The organism is Paracoccus marcusii, from assembly GCF_028621715.1.
Lineage (GTDB): Bacteria > Pseudomonadota > Alphaproteobacteria > Rhodobacterales > Rhodobacteraceae > Paracoccus > Paracoccus marcusii.
In genome coordinates, this window is sequence record NZ_CP117466.1 from 1,851,815 (window position 1) to 1,867,500 (window position 15,686).

Here is a 15,686-nt window from a genome sequence, read left to right on the forward strand (position 1 = left end):
CGCCCGGCCTTTGATTCGGCCGGGAAGCACGCTAGAACCGAAGCAACTTTGCGACGATTCGCACGCACATGCGAATCACCCGCCCACGATCTCGCCGAGAAGGAGCCCTGGATGGCCGCCAAGGACGATGACCACGACAAGACCGACAAGGACGACAATGCCCATACGCTGGACATGAGCCAGGCGGCGGTCAAGAAGATGATCGCCGAGGCACGCGAGCGTGGCTACATCACCTACGACCAGCTGAACGCCGTCCTGCCGCCCGAGCAGGTCAGCAGCGAGCAGATCGAGGACGTCATGTCGATGCTGTCCGAAATGGGCATCAACGTCATCGAGGACGACGACGCCGCCGAGGAGTCGGAGGGCGGGGCCATCGTCACCACCGGGTCCGGGTCGCGCGAACTGGCCGTGTCGGCCAGCGAGACCGAAAAGCTGGACCGCACCGACGACCCCGTTCGCATGTACCTGCGCGAGATGGGATCGGTCGAGCTGCTCTCCCGCGAGGGCGAGATCGCCATCGCCAAGCGGATCGAGGCGGGCCGCAACACCATGATCGCGGGCCTGTGCGAGAGCCCGCTGACCTTCAAGGCCATCACGCTGTGGCGCGAGGAGCTTCTGGACGAAGAGATCCTGCTGCGCGACGTCATCGATCTCGAGACCACCTTCGGCCAGTCCATGGACGACGAGGAGGCCGAAGAGGTCGAGCTGACCGTCGAGGGCGAGGCCAGCCCTGCCGCGACCAAGCGCGAGGAGTTCGACGCCGACGGCAACCCGCTGCGCGTCGAGGATGACGAGGACGAGGACGAGGGCGCCAACCTGTCGCTGGCCGCGATGGAGGCAAGCCTCAAGCCCAAGGTCCTGGAGACGCTGGAAGCCATCGCCCATCACTACGAGGGGCTGGCCGACATGCAGGACCAGCGCATGTCCGCGACGCTGAACGAGGACAACAGCTTCTCGGCCAGTGCCGAGAGCGACTATCAGAACCTGCGGTCGGAAATCGTCGTCCTGGTGAACTCGCTGCACCTCAACAGCGGCCGGATCGAGGCGCTTGTCGATCAGCTTTACGGCATCAACCGCCGGATCGTCACCATCGACAGCGGCATGGTCAAGCTGGCCGACGCGGCCCGCATCAACCGCCGCGAGTTCATCGACGCCTATCGCGGCAGCGAACTGGACCCGAACTGGGTGGACCGCATGTCCGCGCAGGCCGGGCGCGGCTGGCAGGCGCTGTTCGACCGGTCGCGCGACCAGGTCGAGCGTCTGCGCGGCGACATGGCCGAGGTCGGCCAGTATGTCGGTGTCGACATCGAGGAATTCCGCCGGATCGTGGCCCAGGTCCAGCGCGGTGAGAAGGAGGCCCGTCAGGCCAAGAAGGAGATGGTCGAGGCCAACCTGCGCCTGGTCATCTCGATCGCCAAGAAATACACGAACCGCGGCCTGCAGTTCCTGGACCTGATCCAGGAGGGCAACATCGGCCTGATGAAGGCCGTGGACAAGTTCGAATACCGCCGCGGCTACAAGTTCTCGACCTATGCGACCTGGTGGATCCGTCAGGCGATCACCCGGTCCATCGCGGATCAGGCGCGCACGATCCGCATCCCGGTCCACATGATCGAGACGATCAACAAGCTGGTCCGCACCGGCCGCCAGATGCTGCACGAGATCGGCCGCGAACCGACCCCCGAGGAACTGGCCGAGAAGCTGCAGATGCCGCTGGAGAAGGTCCGCAAGGTGATGAAGATCGCCAAGGAACCGATCAGCCTCGAGACCCCGATCGGGGACGAGGAGGACAGCCAGCTTGGCGATTTCATCGAGGACAAGAACGCCGTCCTGCCGCTGGACAGCGCCATCCAGGAGAACCTCAAGGAGACCACGACCCGTGTCCTGGCCAGCCTGACGCCCCGCGAGGAACGTGTGCTGCGCATGCGCTTCGGCATCGGCATGAACACCGACCACACCCTGGAGGAGGTCGGCCAGCAGTTCAGCGTGACCCGCGAACGCATCCGCCAGATCGAGGCCAAGGCGCTGCGCAAGCTGAAGCATCCGTCGCGGAGCAGAAAGCTGCGGTCTTTCCTTGACCAGTGATCTGGAGGACCTGCAGGGCCTGGGCTTTGTCCTCTACCGCAGCACCGCGCGTGCCGGTCTGGACGGCTCGGCCATGCAGGACATCCTGCGCACCGCGCGCCATCGCAACCAGTCGCTCGGCCTGACCGGATGCCTGCACCACGAGGACGGCCTGTTCTTCCAGTGGCTGGAGGGGCCGGCCGACGGCCTGCGGAAGGTGGTGGCGTCGCTGATGGACGACGACCGTCATCGCGATTTCGAGATTCTGGACCAGGGCGCTTTGGATCACCGGCGCTTTCAGGATTGGCGGATGCGTTTCTCGGACCGGGACAGGGCATCGCTGATGGACTGGTTCGCGCGGTCCGACAGTTCGACCGTGCATCGCGGGGATTATGCAGGCGGCGTGGTCGCCTTCATGATGGGTCTCGATCTCTGACAGCGCCTTGCGCTTGCGGCACAAACTGTGAACACTGCCCCGAAACGACGGGGTGATGACAGGATGCAGTTCGACGATGCCGGGGCGTGGCTTTCCGACATGACGGTGATCGGGCCGGCCTTGGCGGTCGCGCTGGCGCTGCTGCTGTGGTGGCGCGGGCAGGTGGCACTGTCGCGGATGCGTGTGCGCGCGACACTGGCCGAGGATCGACTGCACGAGGCGAACCTGGACCGCACCCGCGCGCAGACCCGGGGCGAGGCGCAGGATGCCCGCCTTGCCGATCTGACCGAGGAGCGGGACGGTCTGACCGACGCGCTGCATCACGCCCGCCGGCAGGCGGCGCAGCTGGAGACAAGTCTGGCCGAAACACGCCTGCGCGCCGAGAAGGACGCCGAGGCCAGCGCGCGCGAGGTCGCCACCCTTCGGGAACTGCGCGCCGAGATGACGCAACAGTTCAAGCTGCTGTCGGCAGAGACGCTGCGCGCGCAGCAGGACGACCTGCAGCGGTTGCAGAACGACCAGCTGGCGGCCCTGCTGACCCCGTTCCGCGATCAGGTCGGCCGGTTCCAGACAGAGCTGCAGGCCCGGAACAAGGTGCTGGACGAGGAATCGGCCCGCCTGCGCGAACAGATCCTGTCCCTGCACAACCGCAGCGAACAGATCAGCCGCGAGGCCGTCAACCTGACCCGCGCCCTGAAGGGCGACAAGCAGCAGCAGGGTGCCTGGGGCGAGATGGTTCTGGAACGCATCCTGGAGGATTCGGGGCTGATGGCCGGGACGCATTACGATCTGCAGTCCAGCTGGCGCGACGACGACGGCAAGCTGTGGCGTCCCGACGTGGTGGTCAAGATGCCGCGCGGCAAGGTCATGGTCATCGACAGCAAGGTGTCGCTGAACGATTACGAGGCCTCGGTGACGCTTGACGATCCGGCGGCCTCTGCCGCGGCGCTGCGCCGTCACGTGGCCGCCATCCGCACGCACATCGCCACGCTGTCGGGCAAGGGCTATCAGCGGATGGACGACAACTCCGTCGATTACGTGCTGATGTTCATCCCGATCGAGGGGGCGTTCTCGGACGCGCTGCGGGCCGATCCGGCATTGGCGGCATTCGCGATGGAACGCCGCGTGGGACTGACGACGCCCACGACGCTGATGCTGACGCTGCGCACGGTCGATCACATCTGGGCGGTCGAGCGGCGCGAAAGCAACGCGCTGGAGATCGCGCGCCGGGCGGGGCAGCTGTATGACAAGGTCGCGGGCTTCGTCGAGGCGATGGACGGCGTCGGCCGCGCGCTGGACCAGGCCAACCGCGCCCACGGTCAGGCGATGGACCGGCTGACGCGCGGGTCCGGCAATGTCATCCGTCAGGTCGAGATGCTGCGGTCCCTGGGCGCACGTGCCAGCAAGCAGATCGACCTTGACCATGACCGCAACGATGCGCTGCTGGGCCCGGAGGCCGCCGAATGATGCATGTCCTGACCGTCGCCACGCAGGGGCCCGCCTGTCACGACATCACCGCGGAACTGGCCGATTGGCTGCGTTCCGGCGGCGCGGTCCGGGGGGTGCTGACCCTCATCGTGCAACATACGTCCGCGTCGCTGTTGATCCAGGAGAATGCCGACCCCGAGGTGCAGGCTGACCTGCTGGCATGGCTGGACCGTCTGGCCCCGCCCGCCGACGATCCGTCCATGGGCTGGATCACGCACCGCTATGAGGGGCCTGACGACATGCCCGCGCATCTGAAGGCGGCCGTTTTGCCAACGACCCTGCAGATCCCGGTCGACCGGGGTCGGATGATACTGGGCCGCTGGCAGGGCATCTATCTGGTGGAACACCGCCGCGCCCCGCATCGGCGTCAGGTCGTGGCGATGTTCGCGCCTCAGGCCTGAGGCATCAGATACACTTCGCGGATCGCGGCGCGGTCCGGGGCGGTGATCATGTGCATGACGGCGGCGGCAACATCGTCCGGCTGCAGCTTGTCCGGGGCGCCGTCGTCGAAGAACGCGGTGTCGACCATCCCCGGCGCCACGACGCAGCAGCGCCCACCCCATTCGCGCATCTCTTCGGCAAGATTGCCGGCATAGCCATGCACGAACCACTTGGTCGCGCCATAGATCGAGCCCTTGATGTGCTGGCGTCCCGCCGCGGACCCGGTCAGCACCAGCGTTCCGCGCGTCTTGCGCAGATGCGGCAGCAGGGCGCGCGCCGTCAGGACAACGCCCATGACGTTCAGGTCGATCATCCCGCGAATGTCGTCCAGATCGCCCGCCTCGGTCCCCGGCTTGGAAAGGCCGCGCCCTGCATTGGCATAGGCCGCGTCGATGCCGCCGAAATGGTCGGCGACCTGGGCCGCGGCGGCGGTTAGGGCGTCGATGTCGGTGGCATCGCCGCTGACGACCATCGCCCGGTCGCCCAGTTCCTTCGCCAGGGCGGACAGCTTGTCCGCCGACCGGGCGAACAGCGCGACGTTCCAGCCGGCGGCAACGGCGGCGCGCGCAGTCGCCGCACCGATGCCCGAGGAGGCGCCGGTGATGAACAGGGTCTGGGTCATGGATGCCTCAATCGGTTGAATCCCGCAGGAAATTACGGGCGGCAACGCGGCATTCGGGCCACAGGTTCCAGGGGGCCTATCTTGTGGGCTGTGGATAAAGCTACCCAATCCCTGCCAAGGTGCCTATAGTGACGGTGGATCGCCTTGGCACAGGGACAACGGAATGCGCTGCCCGTTTTGCGGAAATGTCGATACCCAGGTCAAGGACTCGCGCCCGGCCGAGGATAACGTGGCGATCCGCCGCCGTCGCTTCTGCCCGTCCTGCAGTGGTCGTTTCACGACCTATGAACGCGTCCAGCTGCGCGATCTTGTCGTGGTCAAGACGAACGGCCGCCGCGAGGATTTCGACCGCGACAAGATGGCCCGGTCGATCCGCATCGCCATGCAGAAGCGCCCGGTCGAGCCGGAACGCATCGAACAGATGATCAGCGGCATCGTCCGCAGGCTTGAAAGCACCGGAGAGACCGACATCCCGTCCAAGACCATCGGCGAGATCGTGATGGAGGCTTTGTCGCGCATCGACAATGTCGGCTACGTCCGGTTCGCCAGCGTCTACAAGAACTTTCAGGACGCGGACGACTTCGACAAGTTCGTGTCCGAGCTGCGCCCCGGCGCCGCCAACGATTGACCCCCGATCCGACAGAAGACGCTCGGCACATGGCCCATGCCCTGCGCCTGGCGCGGCGCGGCCTGGGCAACGTCTGGCCGAACCCCGCGGTGGGCTGCGTGCTGTTGCGCGACAGGCGCGTAGTCGGACGCGGCTGGACCCAGCCCGGCGGCAGGCCGCATGCCGAACGCATGGCACTGGACCAGGCGGGACCGCTGGCGGCGGGGGCGACGGCCTATGTCACGCTGGAGCCCTGCGCCCATCACGGCCGCACACCGCCTTGCGCGGCGGGGCTGGTCGGCGCGGGTGTTGCGCGGGTGGTGACGGCGCTGACCGACCCGGACCCGCGCGTGGCTGGGCGGGGTCACCAGATGCTGCGCGATGCCGGCATTCCGCTGACCGAAGGCGTGCTGGCGGACCAGGCCGCGGACCTGCAGGCGGGGTTCCTGCTGCGCATCACCGTGGGCCGCCCCTTCGTGACGCTGAAGCTGGCCAGCAGCCTGGACGGGCGCATCGCCATGGCCAGCGGGGAAAGCCGGTGGATCACCGGGCCCGCCGCCCGCGCACATGTCCATGCCCTGCGGGCGCAGCATGACGCGATCATGGTCGGCGGAGCGACGGCACGCACCGACCTGCCGCATCTGAACGTGCGCGGCATCCGCACGCCACAGCAGCCGGTCCGCATCGTCGTGTCGGCACAGGCCTTGCCGCCATTGCCGCCGCAGGACGCCCATCACGGGCCGCTGTGGCGGGTCGACGGGCCCCCGGCACAGGTCCTGGCCGATCTGGGCGCGCGCGGCATCACGCGGGTCTTTTGCGAAGGGGGCGGACGGCTGGCTGCCAGCCTGCTGGCCGCGGGGCTGGTCGATCAGCTGGTCGGCTATACTGCCGGCCTGGCGCTTGGGGCCGAGGCGCGGCCGTTCTTGGGTCCGACCGGCTGGACGCATCTGGCCCAGGCACCGCGGTTCCACCTGGCCGAGACGCGCGCCATTGGCGGCGATCTGTTCCATCGCTGGACCCGCGCCTGACTAGCGGCGCCAGATCCAGGCATGTCCGGCCAGCGCGCCCTGCGCCTTGGCCAGCAGCCGCAGGGCCGGTAGCGGATGCGCCTGTCCCGCCGCCAGCCTTTCCAGTGCCAGTTCGACCGGGCAGGGCAGGCCCGTCACCGGATCGCGATAGCGGGGATAGGCGATCAGGCAGGCATGGACCAGCGCCGCCAGATCGGGGCGCGCCTGACGCCGGGCGGGCAGGGGGCCCAGATCGCGCGTCAGCCCCCAGCCTGCATAGAAGGGCGCGCCCAGCACCGTCACGGGCTTGCCGCGCAGCAGCGCCTCGAACCCCAGGGTCGAGGTGATGGTCCAAACCTCGTCCACGGCCTCGATCAGCGCGACGGGGTCGGCATCGGTGGCGACATGATCGGACAAGGCCGCCAGCGATGCGGCATCGATCGCGCCGGGGCGCAGCCCCGCCTCGACATCGGGATGCGGCTTGTAGATCAGGCAGGCATCCGGATTGTCCGCCCGCACCCGCGCCAGCAGCGTCAGGTTGGTCCGTTCGGCGCCCGCGCCCTTCAGGATCGAGGCGTCATCCTCGACCTGTCCCGGCACCAGAATTCGGCGGCGCGCGTCGCGCGGGGGCAGGTCAATGGTGCCGCCCAGATTATACTTGGTCAGCCGCGCGGCGATCAGCGCGGCGATCAGCCGTTCCGCCCTGTCCCGTCCGCAGGGCGGCGGGCCGCGAGAGATCAGCGCCTCCAGCCGCGAGGGCGCGGTCGGGTCGAAATAGATCCCCAGATCGTCGGCCACCACCGACAGAGGCGGGGTCAGCGCGGCACCGAGGCCGTTCGATCGCAGAAAGCCGTCCTCGACCCGGATCGCCTGCGGCACCTGAGGCGCAGCCCCGGCCCAAGCCAGGGTCACCTGCGGTCCGGGTTCAGCCGCAAAACGCAGCGGGCGGGCATCGCCGAATTCACGGGCCAGAAAGCGGCGCTTCCACAGACGCATGCCATAGGCCGTGTGGCCGTGCCGGTCCTGGCGAAAGGCGCGGGTCTCGGCCTCGATCTGATCCACCGCGCCTTCGAAATCGGTCAGTCGGTCGCGGCAGGGGTCGTACCATGTGGGCCCGGTCAGGTGACTGGCAGCGAACAATGCCTCGCGCGTGGCGCGGCCGCGCCGGGCGGGCGGGGTTTCGTCATCGCTGAGGCCCCAGCCTGCATAGAACGGCTGACCGAACAGGCGTGGTCGGTGCCCGGCCAGCAAGGCCTCGTATCCCAGTTGAGAGCTGACGGCATAGACCACATCGGCCCCCTCGACCAGTCGCCACGGGGATACCGGTCCGTCGCACAGCGTGTCGCCGGGACGCAGGTCCTCGGCGGTCAGATGGCCGGGCCGGAGCCCCGCCGCGGTTTCGGGATGAGTGCGGATCACGATGCGGCAGCCGGGATGTTCGTCACGCGCGGCCTGCAGCATCGTCAGAAATAAAGCGCGGTCCGCGCCCCGCAAGGATGCGTCGCCCCGTGTCTGATCGATGACCAAGACATAGCCGGGCGGCGGCAGCGGCGCGTCGGGATCATGAAGATTGTATTTCGACAGATCCGCCGCGCGCAACCGGGCCAGCAGGCGAACCGCGCGGTCGCGCGTGGCGGGTGCCAGCGGTTGTCTGATGAGGTGTTCCAGGCGGGAGGGCCGGTCAGGATCGAAATGCAGCCCCTGTGGGTCGATGATCAGTCCGACCGGGCCGCGAGCCGCCAGTGTCCCCCGCGCCCTGCCGGGCAGGACCGATCGCAGGAATGCGTCCTCGACCGTGATCAGCGGGCAGCGGTGGCGTTGCGCAATGGCCCGACCGCGCCATGCCGTCGGGCTGTCGCCCCAGATACCCACCGCATCGCCAAGCCGGGGCAGGGCCAGGACCGGACGGTGGCCGGCCAGCGTCAGGATGCGTGCGATCCGGGGGCGGGTCAGGAAACCAAGGTTGAAAACGCAAAGCCGCCGGGTTTCCCCGGCGGCTGAACGATCGTCTTGCGGCGTCGGCAGCAGATCAGTTGCCGATGCTGGACAGGCTGTCTGCGGTGGCGGCGCTGCCGGTGACGGCGGACAGGGTCTTCTGCCACTGGACGTAGGGCGCCTCGGTCACATAGACGGTGTCGCCGTCGCGGATGACGAAGTCGCGGGCGAGGAACAGGCCGTTGGGGCGCGTCAGGTCCAGGACATAGGCGAAGCGCTGCGTGCCGACGACCGGCTTGCCCAGGACGCGCGAGGCGACCGATTCCGGCTCGTCGCGCAGGACGAAGACGCCGGTGGGGTCGGCGAGGGCGCTGGTCAGACCGCCGACCATGGCGATGGCCTCGGCCGCGTTGATCACCTCGTTGCCCAGGGGCACGCGGGTCTGGCCGCCCAAAGCGCCAAGGGCGGTGAAGGTCCGCTGGTCTTCCTCGACCACGATCAGGTCACCCGGACGCAGGGCGATGTCGTTGGTGGGGCTGCTGTAGAGGTCCGTCAGCCAGACGCGGCCGCTGTCGTTGCCGCGCTTGACGGTCACGACGGCGACCTCGGGCTCGATGGCGACGCCGCCCGCACGGGCCAGCATGGCCGACAGCGACCGGGTCGGGCGCTCGATCGGATAGACGCCCTGAGCGCCGACGCGGCCCACCACGGACACAGTCGCGCCGTTGCCGGCGACACGCTGGACGGTCACCTGCGGGTCGGGGGTCTGTGCGCTGAGCGCGTCAGTGATGACCTGGCGCAGCTGGTCGGGCGTGTTGCCCGCGGCGCGGACCCGGCCGGCATAGGGCACGAAGATGAAGCCATCGCTGTCCACCTGGATTTCCGTCAGGGTGGTCGAGCTGGCGCCGAGCGAGGTCAGCAGACCGTCATCGACGTTCTCCCAGATCGACAGGCCAAGCGTGTCGCCGGCCCGGATCTCGTCCGCGCCGACCTGTCCGGCATTGCGGAAGCTGTTCGAGAACCCGTAGGCGGGTGCGAAGGCGGAGGCACGGGTGACGTGGTCGTTGACGTAGATCACCTGCGTGTTGCCGCCGCGTTCGACCGCGCCGTTGAAGATCTCGTTCTTGTTGGGGCCGGAACGGGGCAGCGCGCAAGCGGCCAAAAGGCTCATTGACGCGATCATCAGCATCCGCAGGGTGGTCGACGACCGGGATAAAACTGTCACCTCTGATACTCCATGTTGTCTGGTTCCGGCCTTGTATGCCGGTTTGCATCCACTGTAACCCTGTCCGCAAAGACAGGCTATATCATCTTGAGCAATGTCGGCGGGGCGTTGCCTTTCAGCCATGGCGGTCCGCCAGTTGCTGCCGCGGCAGGATTCGGCCTGTCGCCAGGGCCTGGTACGGGTCGTCCGGCGACAGCAGCATGTCGGCCACCAGGCGCAGCGCGTGGGCGCGTGACCGGCTGGCATAGAAGCCGCCGGGGATCTGGCTGGTCTGCAGCAGATAGTCGCGAAAGACGCGGTAGGCCTGCGGATCCGGGGCGTCAGGATCGGCCAGAAACTCCTCCAGCGTCTGCTCGGACACCAGCCCCGGCTTGTCATAGACGGCGCGGCCCAGGGTCTTGACGGGAATCCCGCGCCACAGGGCCTGCTGGCCAGCGGTGGAATTGACGGTGACCACGGCGCGGGCATGGGACAGGATCTCGGCCAGCTTGCCACCGCGGACGTAATGCACGCGGTCCGAAACCCCATGTTCGGCAGCCGCCGCGTGGATGGCGGCGCGGTTCCCCGCGCGACCGTCCTCCAGCGGGTGGGCCTTGAAGATCAGGTGGTGGTGTCGGGGGGCTGCGCGAGCGAACCCGTCGATCACGGTGCGGACGAACTGGGCGTTGCGGGTGAAGGGCGAGTGTCCCAGGAAGTTGGAATCGTGTTCCAGCTGCATCAGGACCAGGTTGTAGGGCCAGCCCGACAGGCGCAGGCGCCGCCATTGCAGCGCGCGGCCCAGGTTGTAGGCCGGGGCCAGCACCAGCCTCCGCAGGTTGAGGCGGAATTCCTGCACGACGCCGATCGCACGGTGCCCCGAATAGGCGCGGTACCGGCCATTCGCGACCAGGATCAGGAAATGATAGAAGGCGCCGTAGAACTTGTGATGGCGCATATCGCCCCAATGGGCGGGCGGGCGGCGCACCTCGTTGATCTGCTCGCGCAGGGCGGCACGCATCTGGGCCAGCGGAATGCGCATCAGAACCGAGTTGCCGTTCGATCCCTGACGTTCATAGCTGACCCAGTAGGGACGCAGATAGCCTTCCTCGAACACGTGGACGCGCAGGCCGCGGGCTGCGGCCAGGCGGCGGGCGGTGGCGTGGATCGGGCGAACATCGCCGTAGAGGACGATGTCGGTCACGCCCTTGTCGTCCAGGATCGCCGCCAGATGGTCGGGCCATTCGTCGACGCTGCCCTGATGGCGGATGAAGCTTTTCGGGTCGGACCAGAAGAACTCATCCCCTGCGTTGAAGCCGCAGCGCCAGACCACCGCCCCCGCCGCGCGCAGCAGCCGTCCAAGGCGGTCGAAGAACGGACCGTGGGGCCCCTGCAGCATCAGGAAGACCGGATCACCCTGCGCGGACACGCGGCCCGTCGGCGCGTGCGAGGTCTGGGGCAGGGGGGTGACGCCGGTCTGAATCATGGTCGACTTGAAAAGGAGGGGCGGCCGCAATGCCTGGGGCCATGCGTCAGACATGCCATGTCATGCCCCACCGATCCATCATTTTGTGCATCAAGCTTTAGCGGCTCGGCGCGGGGGCGGGGGCTTGGTGCTTGAACGGACAGGGCCGATGGCCTAGTTCGGACCAGGATCATCAGGGAAGGGCTGCGATGTTCACGGGGATCATCACGGATATCGGCATCGTCCGCGCGGTCGAGATGCGCGGCGACATGCGCGCGCGCATCGGCTGTGCCTATGACATGGCGGGCGTGGATCTGGGCGCCTCGATCGCCTGCGACGGGGTCTGCCTGACGGTCGTGGCCAAGGGCCCGGACTGGTTCGACGTCGACATCTCGGCCGAGACGCTGTCCAAGACCAGCATCGGCGCCGAGTGTTGGTCTGTGGGCCAGCGCCTGAACCTGGAACGCGCGCTGCGCGTCGGCGACGAGTTGGGCGGCCATATCGTCAGCGGCCATGTCGACGGCGTGGCACAGATCACCGCCGCCGCGAAGGAGGGCGACAGCCTGCGCCTGACCTTCGAGGCGCCCGCGGACCTGGCACGCTTCATCGCGCAGAAGGGGTCGGTCACGCTGAACGGTACCTCGCTGACCGTGAACGAGGTCTTTGGCAACAGCTTCGGCATCAACCTGATCCCGCATACCCAGCAGGTGACCACCTGGGGCGATGCGGCGGTGGGCGATGTCGTGAACCTGGAAATCGACACGCTGGCCCGCTATGTCGCGCGGCTGGCCGAAGCCGGACAACCGATCGGCGCGTGACGCCTGCGTGAAGGACGAACAGATGCAATTCGAAGAACCCGGACCCGTCGAACGCGACCTGTCGGCCGCCATCTCACCGATCGAGGACATCATCAACGAGGCCCGCAACGGCCGGATGTTCATCCTGGTCGACCACGAGGACCGCGAGAACGAGGGCGATCTGTGCATTCCCGCCCAGATGGCCACACCGGATGCCATCAACTTCATGGCGACGCATGGGCGCGGGCTGATCTGCCTGACGCTGACCGCTGACCGGATCGAGACCCTGGGCCTGACGCTGATGAGCCCCAAGAACTCCAGCCGGCACGAGACCGCCTTCACCATGTCCATCGAGGCGCGCGAAGGCGTCACCACCGGCATCAGCGCCGCCGACCGCGCGCGCACGATCAGCGTGGCGATCGACCCGACCAAGGGCGCGCCTGATATCGCGACGCCGGGCCACATCTTTCCGCTGCGCGCCCGCGACGGGGGCGTGCTGGTCCGCGCGGGCCACACCGAGGCCGCGGTCGATATTTCCCGCCTGGCCGGTCTGAACGCGTCGGGCGTGATCTGCGAGATCATGAACGACGACGGCAGCATGGCACGCCTGCCCGATCTGGTCGATTTCGCGCAGCGCCACGGGCTGAAGATCGGCACGATCAGCGACCTGATCCGCTATCGCCGCCGCCACGACAACCTGATCGCCGAGCGGTCGCAGAAGGCGGTTCATTCCGCCCATGGCGGCGACTGGATGATGCGTGTCTTTGCGGACGAGACGCAGGGCAGCGAGCATATCGTCCTGACCAAGGGCGATCTGACGACCCCCGAGCCGGTGCTGGTGCGGATGCACGCGCTGGACCCGCTGCACGACGTGCTGGGCGTCGGGCGCGAAAGCGCGGGCAGCCTGCCCGCGGCGATGCAGGCCATCGCCGTCGAGGGGCGGGGCGTCGTCGTGCTGATCCGCGACCTGTCCCATGCGATCGCCGATCCGGGCGATGTCGGGCCACATACCTTGCGTCAATACGGCCTGGGCGCGCAGATCCTGTCGGCCCTTGGCCTGTCGGACCTGATCCTGCTGACCAATTCGGCGCCGGTGAAGGTGGTTGGGCTTGACGCCTACGGCCTTTCCATCCATTCCACCCGGCCTATCCCCAAGGACTAGGTACATGGCCTCGAACACGCAACATCACGAACTGGCGCTGCCGCGTCTGGATGCTCCGGTGCGCCTGCTGGCGGTCGTGGCACCCTATTACAAGGACATCACCGACGGCCTGCTGTCGGGGGTCCGCGCCACGGCGGATGCCGCGGGCGCCAGCCTTGACGTGATCGAGGTGCCCGGCGCGCTGGAGATCCCCACCGCCGTGGGCCTTGCCGCCCGCAGCGGTCAGTATGACGGCTTCGTGGCCCTGGGCTGCGTCATCCGCGGAGAGACCACGCATTACGACACCGTCTGCAACGACAGCTCCCGCGCGCTGACGCTGCTGGGGCTGCAGGGCGTCTGCCTGGGCAACGGGATCCTGACGGTCGAGACGATGGCCCAGGCCCAGGTCCGCGCGGACCCGGCGGGTCAGAACAAGGGCGGGGGCGCCGCGGCGGCCGCGCTGCATCTGGTGGCACTTGCGCGCCGTTGGGCGGCGACACCGCAAAAGGCTGCGGCCCATGACGTGATCCGCTTGGCGGGCGAACTTGAAGGGCAGGGCAAGGCATGACCGACCACGACCAGGACAAGCGGCCCGACCGGCGCGCCCTCAGCAGCGCGGCGCGGATGTATGCCGTGCAGGCGCTGTTCCAGATGGAGGCCGCGGGTCAGTCCGCCGACCGTGTCACGCGCGAATTCCAGAACTTCCGCATCGATTTCGACGACCGCGACGGCCCGACCGATCAGGCCGACGAGGCGCTGTTCACCCGCATCGTCGACGACGTCGTCATGTGGCAGTCCAAGATCGACCAGGCCACCGACCGCGGGTTGGTGGCGAAATGGCCCATCGACCGGATCGATCCGGTGTTGCGCGCCGTGTTCCGCGCCGCTGGCGCCGAACTGGTGGCCGAACGTGCACCCGCCAAGGTGGTCATCACCGAATACGTCCGGCTGACGCATGCCTTCTTTCCGGACGGCCGCGAGGCGCGCTTCGTGAATGCCGTGCTGGACCACATGGCGCGTGACTTCAAACCTGATTCCCTTGGCTGACACACCGTCCCGTCATGACGATGCGGCCCGGATCCCTGATCCGGGCCGTTTTCATTGGACGGACGGGTTCATTTGCTTGACAGACGCCTTGCACGTCGTGTCATTCTGACAGCGGGATCGTGGCATCTGTGCAACATTTATGATGCCTGAACGCCGTCAATGTCTTGCCCAATATTAAGGCAATCACGCTGATATTTCAGTCGGTTGTTTTTGCGGCCTTAAGCGACAGCATGGAACGAAACCCATAAAAACGTCGCGTTCCAAGTAGGTTCGTCAAGTCGCGAAAAAGTTGCATCACCAAACATTACACGTCGTTTTCGGCAAGGTTTTGCCGTTTTCTGTCAAGACCCAAGCATGCTCACGATTGCGCGACTTGCAGAAGAAATGCGGCGGGCTTTGAACCGAAAGGGGGGGGCGCTAATTGATGTCCCAGCAGAGATGCTCTGGTGCCCGGAACGGGGCCGGGACAATCCTACTCAGCTCGTGAGGACGACGAAAATGAAAAAAGTTACGCTGCTGACCAGCACCGCCGCAATCCTGGCCGCCCTGTCGGTTCCGGCATTCGCGCAATCCGAGATCTCGACCGGCGCCGACGCTGCCGGCGTGTCGGCCATCAACGACCGCATCACCGACATCGAAGAAGATGTGACCGACGCGTTCGACCGTGACAACGACGCTGACCGCTTCGGCCCCGCCGACCGTCGCCAGGGCCTGTTCGGCAACATGTCGCTGAGCTACACCGGCCGCACCGGCAACACCGACAACCAGGATCTGGCGATCGGTGGTCGCGTGAACTACAACCAGGGCGTGTTCGCGCAGAGCGTGGGCCTGTCGCTGGAATTCGGTGAAGATGATTTCGGCAACAAGGACCAGGAAGACGTCGCCGCGATCTATGACGCGCAGTACTACTTCAACGACCAGCTGTACGCCTTCGCCCTGGGCCGCATCAACCAGAACGGTCTGGTCGACGGCGTCCGCAACAGCCCGTCGCAGACCGATGAAGATTTCGCAGACGAGTTCAGCGATTTCCGCACCGACGCGTTCCTGGGCTTTGGTCCCGGTTACCGCATCCTGAACTCCGACCAAACCACTTGGCGTGTGCAGGCCGGCGTTGGCGTCCGTTACACCAAGACCGGTGCGCAGGAAGCTGGCTTTGATCTGGTCGAGGGCCCCGATGGCGATCTGATCCCCGTTGGCGTCTCGTCGTCGTCGGACACTTCGGTCGGTTACATCGCGTCGTCGCGTCTGTACCACCGGTTTAACGACAACATCTTCATTACCAACGACACCGACTACCTGGGTTCGGAAGATTCTGCTGACGTGATCACCAACGAGTTCGGCGTGAACTTCCGCGTCTCCGAGCAGCTGGCGACCCGTGTGAGCTACACCAGCGAATACCAGGAAGACCGTGCGATCCGCACCGACAACACCGTCG

15 protein-coding genes (1 of these 15 cut by a window edge) are annotated in these 15,686 nt (G+C 67.1%); 11 read left to right on the forward strand and 4 right to left on the reverse strand.

Features of this window, described 5'->3' with window-relative positions:
* Positions 1-111: 111 nt before the first annotated feature.
* The 4 genes from rpoD (at position 112) to PRL19_RS09255 (ending at position 4,389) form a co-directional block, all read left to right on the forward strand.
* On the forward strand, positions 112-2,085 hold the full coding sequence (gene rpoD / locus PRL19_RS09240; RefSeq protein WP_046000242.1) for an RNA polymerase sigma factor RpoD: 1,974 nt from the start codon (positions 112-114) through the stop codon (positions 2,083-2,085).
* Entirely contained in the window at positions 2,075-2,500 is a 426-nt protein-coding gene (locus PRL19_RS09245) for a BLUF domain-containing protein (protein ID WP_273742735.1), read from the forward strand. Before rpoD ends, PRL19_RS09245 begins: the two co-directional genes overlap by 11 nt.
* A 63-nt stretch (positions 2,501-2,563) precedes the next feature.
* A complete protein-coding gene (locus PRL19_RS09250) occupies positions 2,564-3,967 on the forward strand; it encodes a DNA recombination protein RmuC (RefSeq protein WP_273742736.1) in 1,404 nt (467 codons plus the stop codon).
* Positions 3,964-4,389 carry a secondary thiamine-phosphate synthase enzyme YjbQ gene (locus tag PRL19_RS09255; RefSeq protein WP_273742737.1) on the forward strand — a complete coding sequence of 142 codons (426 nt, stop codon included), beginning with the start codon at positions 3,964-3,966 and terminating at the stop codon, positions 4,387-4,389. Before PRL19_RS09250 ends, PRL19_RS09255 begins: the two co-directional genes overlap by 4 nt.
* Here the strand turns inward: PRL19_RS09255 and PRL19_RS09260 are convergent.
* Positions 4,380-5,051, reverse strand: coding sequence for an SDR family oxidoreductase (locus PRL19_RS09260; RefSeq protein ID WP_217844690.1), 672 nt, complete (start codon positions 5,049-5,051; stop codon positions 4,380-4,382). The genes PRL19_RS09255 and PRL19_RS09260 overlap by 10 nt on opposite strands.
* Before the next feature lie 163 nt (positions 5,052-5,214).
* On the opposite strand from PRL19_RS09260, the gene nrdR reads away from it, so the two are divergent.
* Positions 5,215-5,679 carry a transcriptional regulator NrdR gene (nrdR, locus tag PRL19_RS09265; RefSeq protein ID WP_045982052.1) on the forward strand — a complete coding sequence of 155 codons (465 nt, stop codon included), beginning with the start codon at positions 5,215-5,217 and terminating at the stop codon, positions 5,677-5,679.
* On the forward strand, positions 5,676-6,686 hold the full coding sequence (gene ribD, locus PRL19_RS09270) for a bifunctional diaminohydroxyphosphoribosylaminopyrimidine deaminase/5-amino-6-(5-phosphoribosylamino)uracil reductase RibD (protein ID WP_420704389.1): 1,011 nt from the start codon (positions 5,676-5,678) through the stop codon (positions 6,684-6,686). Before nrdR ends, ribD begins: the two co-directional genes overlap by 4 nt.
* Here the strand turns inward: ribD and PRL19_RS09275 are convergent, their stop codons facing one another.
* The 3 genes from PRL19_RS09275 to PRL19_RS09285 all read right to left on the reverse strand — a co-directional run bounded on the left by PRL19_RS09275 (position 6,687) and on the right by PRL19_RS09285 (position 11,287).
* Positions 6,687-8,690: a capsular polysaccharide biosynthesis protein gene (locus tag PRL19_RS09275; RefSeq protein WP_273744490.1), complete on the reverse strand. Its 2,004-nt coding sequence runs from the start codon at positions 8,688-8,690 to the stop codon at positions 6,687-6,689.
* 4 nt (positions 8,691-8,694) lie between these two features.
* Positions 8,695-9,789, reverse strand: a complete 1,095-nt coding sequence (locus tag PRL19_RS09280; protein ID WP_232303314.1) for a polysaccharide biosynthesis/export family protein — start codon at positions 9,787-9,789, stop codon at positions 8,695-8,697.
* Positions 9,790-9,940: 151 nt separating this feature from the next.
* Entirely contained in the window at positions 9,941-11,287 is a 1,347-nt protein-coding gene (locus tag PRL19_RS09285; RefSeq protein ID WP_273742739.1) for a capsule biosynthesis protein, read from the reverse strand.
* Positions 11,288-11,475: 188 nt separating this feature from the next.
* On the opposite strand from PRL19_RS09285, the gene PRL19_RS09290 reads away from it, so the two are divergent.
* The 5 genes from PRL19_RS09290 to PRL19_RS09310 all read left to right on the forward strand — a co-directional run.
* On the forward strand, positions 11,476-12,084 hold the full coding sequence (locus PRL19_RS09290) for a riboflavin synthase (RefSeq protein WP_273742741.1): 609 nt from the start codon (positions 11,476-11,478) through the stop codon (positions 12,082-12,084).
* Positions 12,085-12,106: 22 nt separating this feature from the next.
* Positions 12,107-13,225: a 3,4-dihydroxy-2-butanone-4-phosphate synthase gene (ribB, locus tag PRL19_RS09295; RefSeq protein WP_273742742.1), complete on the forward strand. Its 1,119-nt coding sequence runs from the start codon at positions 12,107-12,109 to the stop codon at positions 13,223-13,225.
* Positions 13,226-13,229: 4 nt separating this feature from the next.
* The gene (locus PRL19_RS09300; RefSeq protein WP_046000249.1) at positions 13,230-13,772 is read left to right on the forward strand and encodes a 6,7-dimethyl-8-ribityllumazine synthase; all 543 of its coding nucleotides are present in this window, start codon (positions 13,230-13,232) and stop codon (positions 13,770-13,772) included.
* Complete coding sequence (gene nusB / locus PRL19_RS09305; RefSeq protein ID WP_139085859.1) at positions 13,769-14,251, forward strand: transcription antitermination factor NusB; 483 nt, start codon at positions 13,769-13,771, stop codon at positions 14,249-14,251. Before PRL19_RS09300 ends, nusB begins: the two co-directional genes overlap by 4 nt.
* A 498-nt stretch (positions 14,252-14,749) precedes the next feature.
* A protein-coding gene (locus PRL19_RS09310) for a DUF481 domain-containing protein (protein WP_127898075.1) crosses the window boundary here: on the forward strand, positions 14,750-15,686 show its 5' portion. Its footprint extends 26 nt past the window's final position; 937 of the gene's 963 nt are visible here — the first part of the coding sequence; its start codon is at positions 14,750-14,752; its stop codon lies beyond the right edge, outside the window.

Excerpts from the sequence above, each read along its gene's own strand:
- rpoD (WP_046000242.1), top strand. The coding sequence starts at position 112 with ATGGCCGCCAAGGACGATGACCACGACAAGACCGACAAGGACGACAAT.
- PRL19_RS09250 (WP_273742736.1), top strand. The coding sequence starts at position 2,564 with ATGCAGTTCGACGATGCCGGGGCGTGGCTTTCCGACATGACGGTGATC.
- PRL19_RS09255 (WP_273742737.1), top strand. The coding sequence starts at position 3,964 with ATGATGCATGTCCTGACCGTCGCCACGCAGGGGCCCGCCTGTCACGAC.
- PRL19_RS09260 (WP_217844690.1), bottom strand. The coding sequence starts at position 5,051 with ATGACCCAGACCCTGTTCATCACCGGCGCCTCCTCGGGCATCGGTGCG.
- nrdR (WP_045982052.1), top strand. The coding sequence starts at position 5,215 with ATGCGCTGCCCGTTTTGCGGAAATGTCGATACCCAGGTCAAGGACTCG.
- PRL19_RS09280 (WP_232303314.1), bottom strand. The coding sequence starts at position 9,789 with ATGCTGATGATCGCGTCAATGAGCCTTTTGGCCGCTTGCGCGCTGCCC.
- PRL19_RS09285 (WP_273742739.1), bottom strand. The coding sequence starts at position 11,287 with ATGATTCAGACCGGCGTCACCCCCCTGCCCCAGACCTCGCACGCGCCG.
- PRL19_RS09290 (WP_273742741.1), top strand. The coding sequence starts at position 11,476 with ATGTTCACGGGGATCATCACGGATATCGGCATCGTCCGCGCGGTCGAG.
- ribB (WP_273742742.1), top strand. The coding sequence starts at position 12,107 with ATGCAATTCGAAGAACCCGGACCCGTCGAACGCGACCTGTCGGCCGCC.
- PRL19_RS09300 (WP_046000249.1), top strand. The coding sequence starts at position 13,230 with ATGGCCTCGAACACGCAACATCACGAACTGGCGCTGCCGCGTCTGGAT.
- nusB (WP_139085859.1), top strand. The coding sequence starts at position 13,769 with ATGACCGACCACGACCAGGACAAGCGGCCCGACCGGCGCGCCCTCAGC.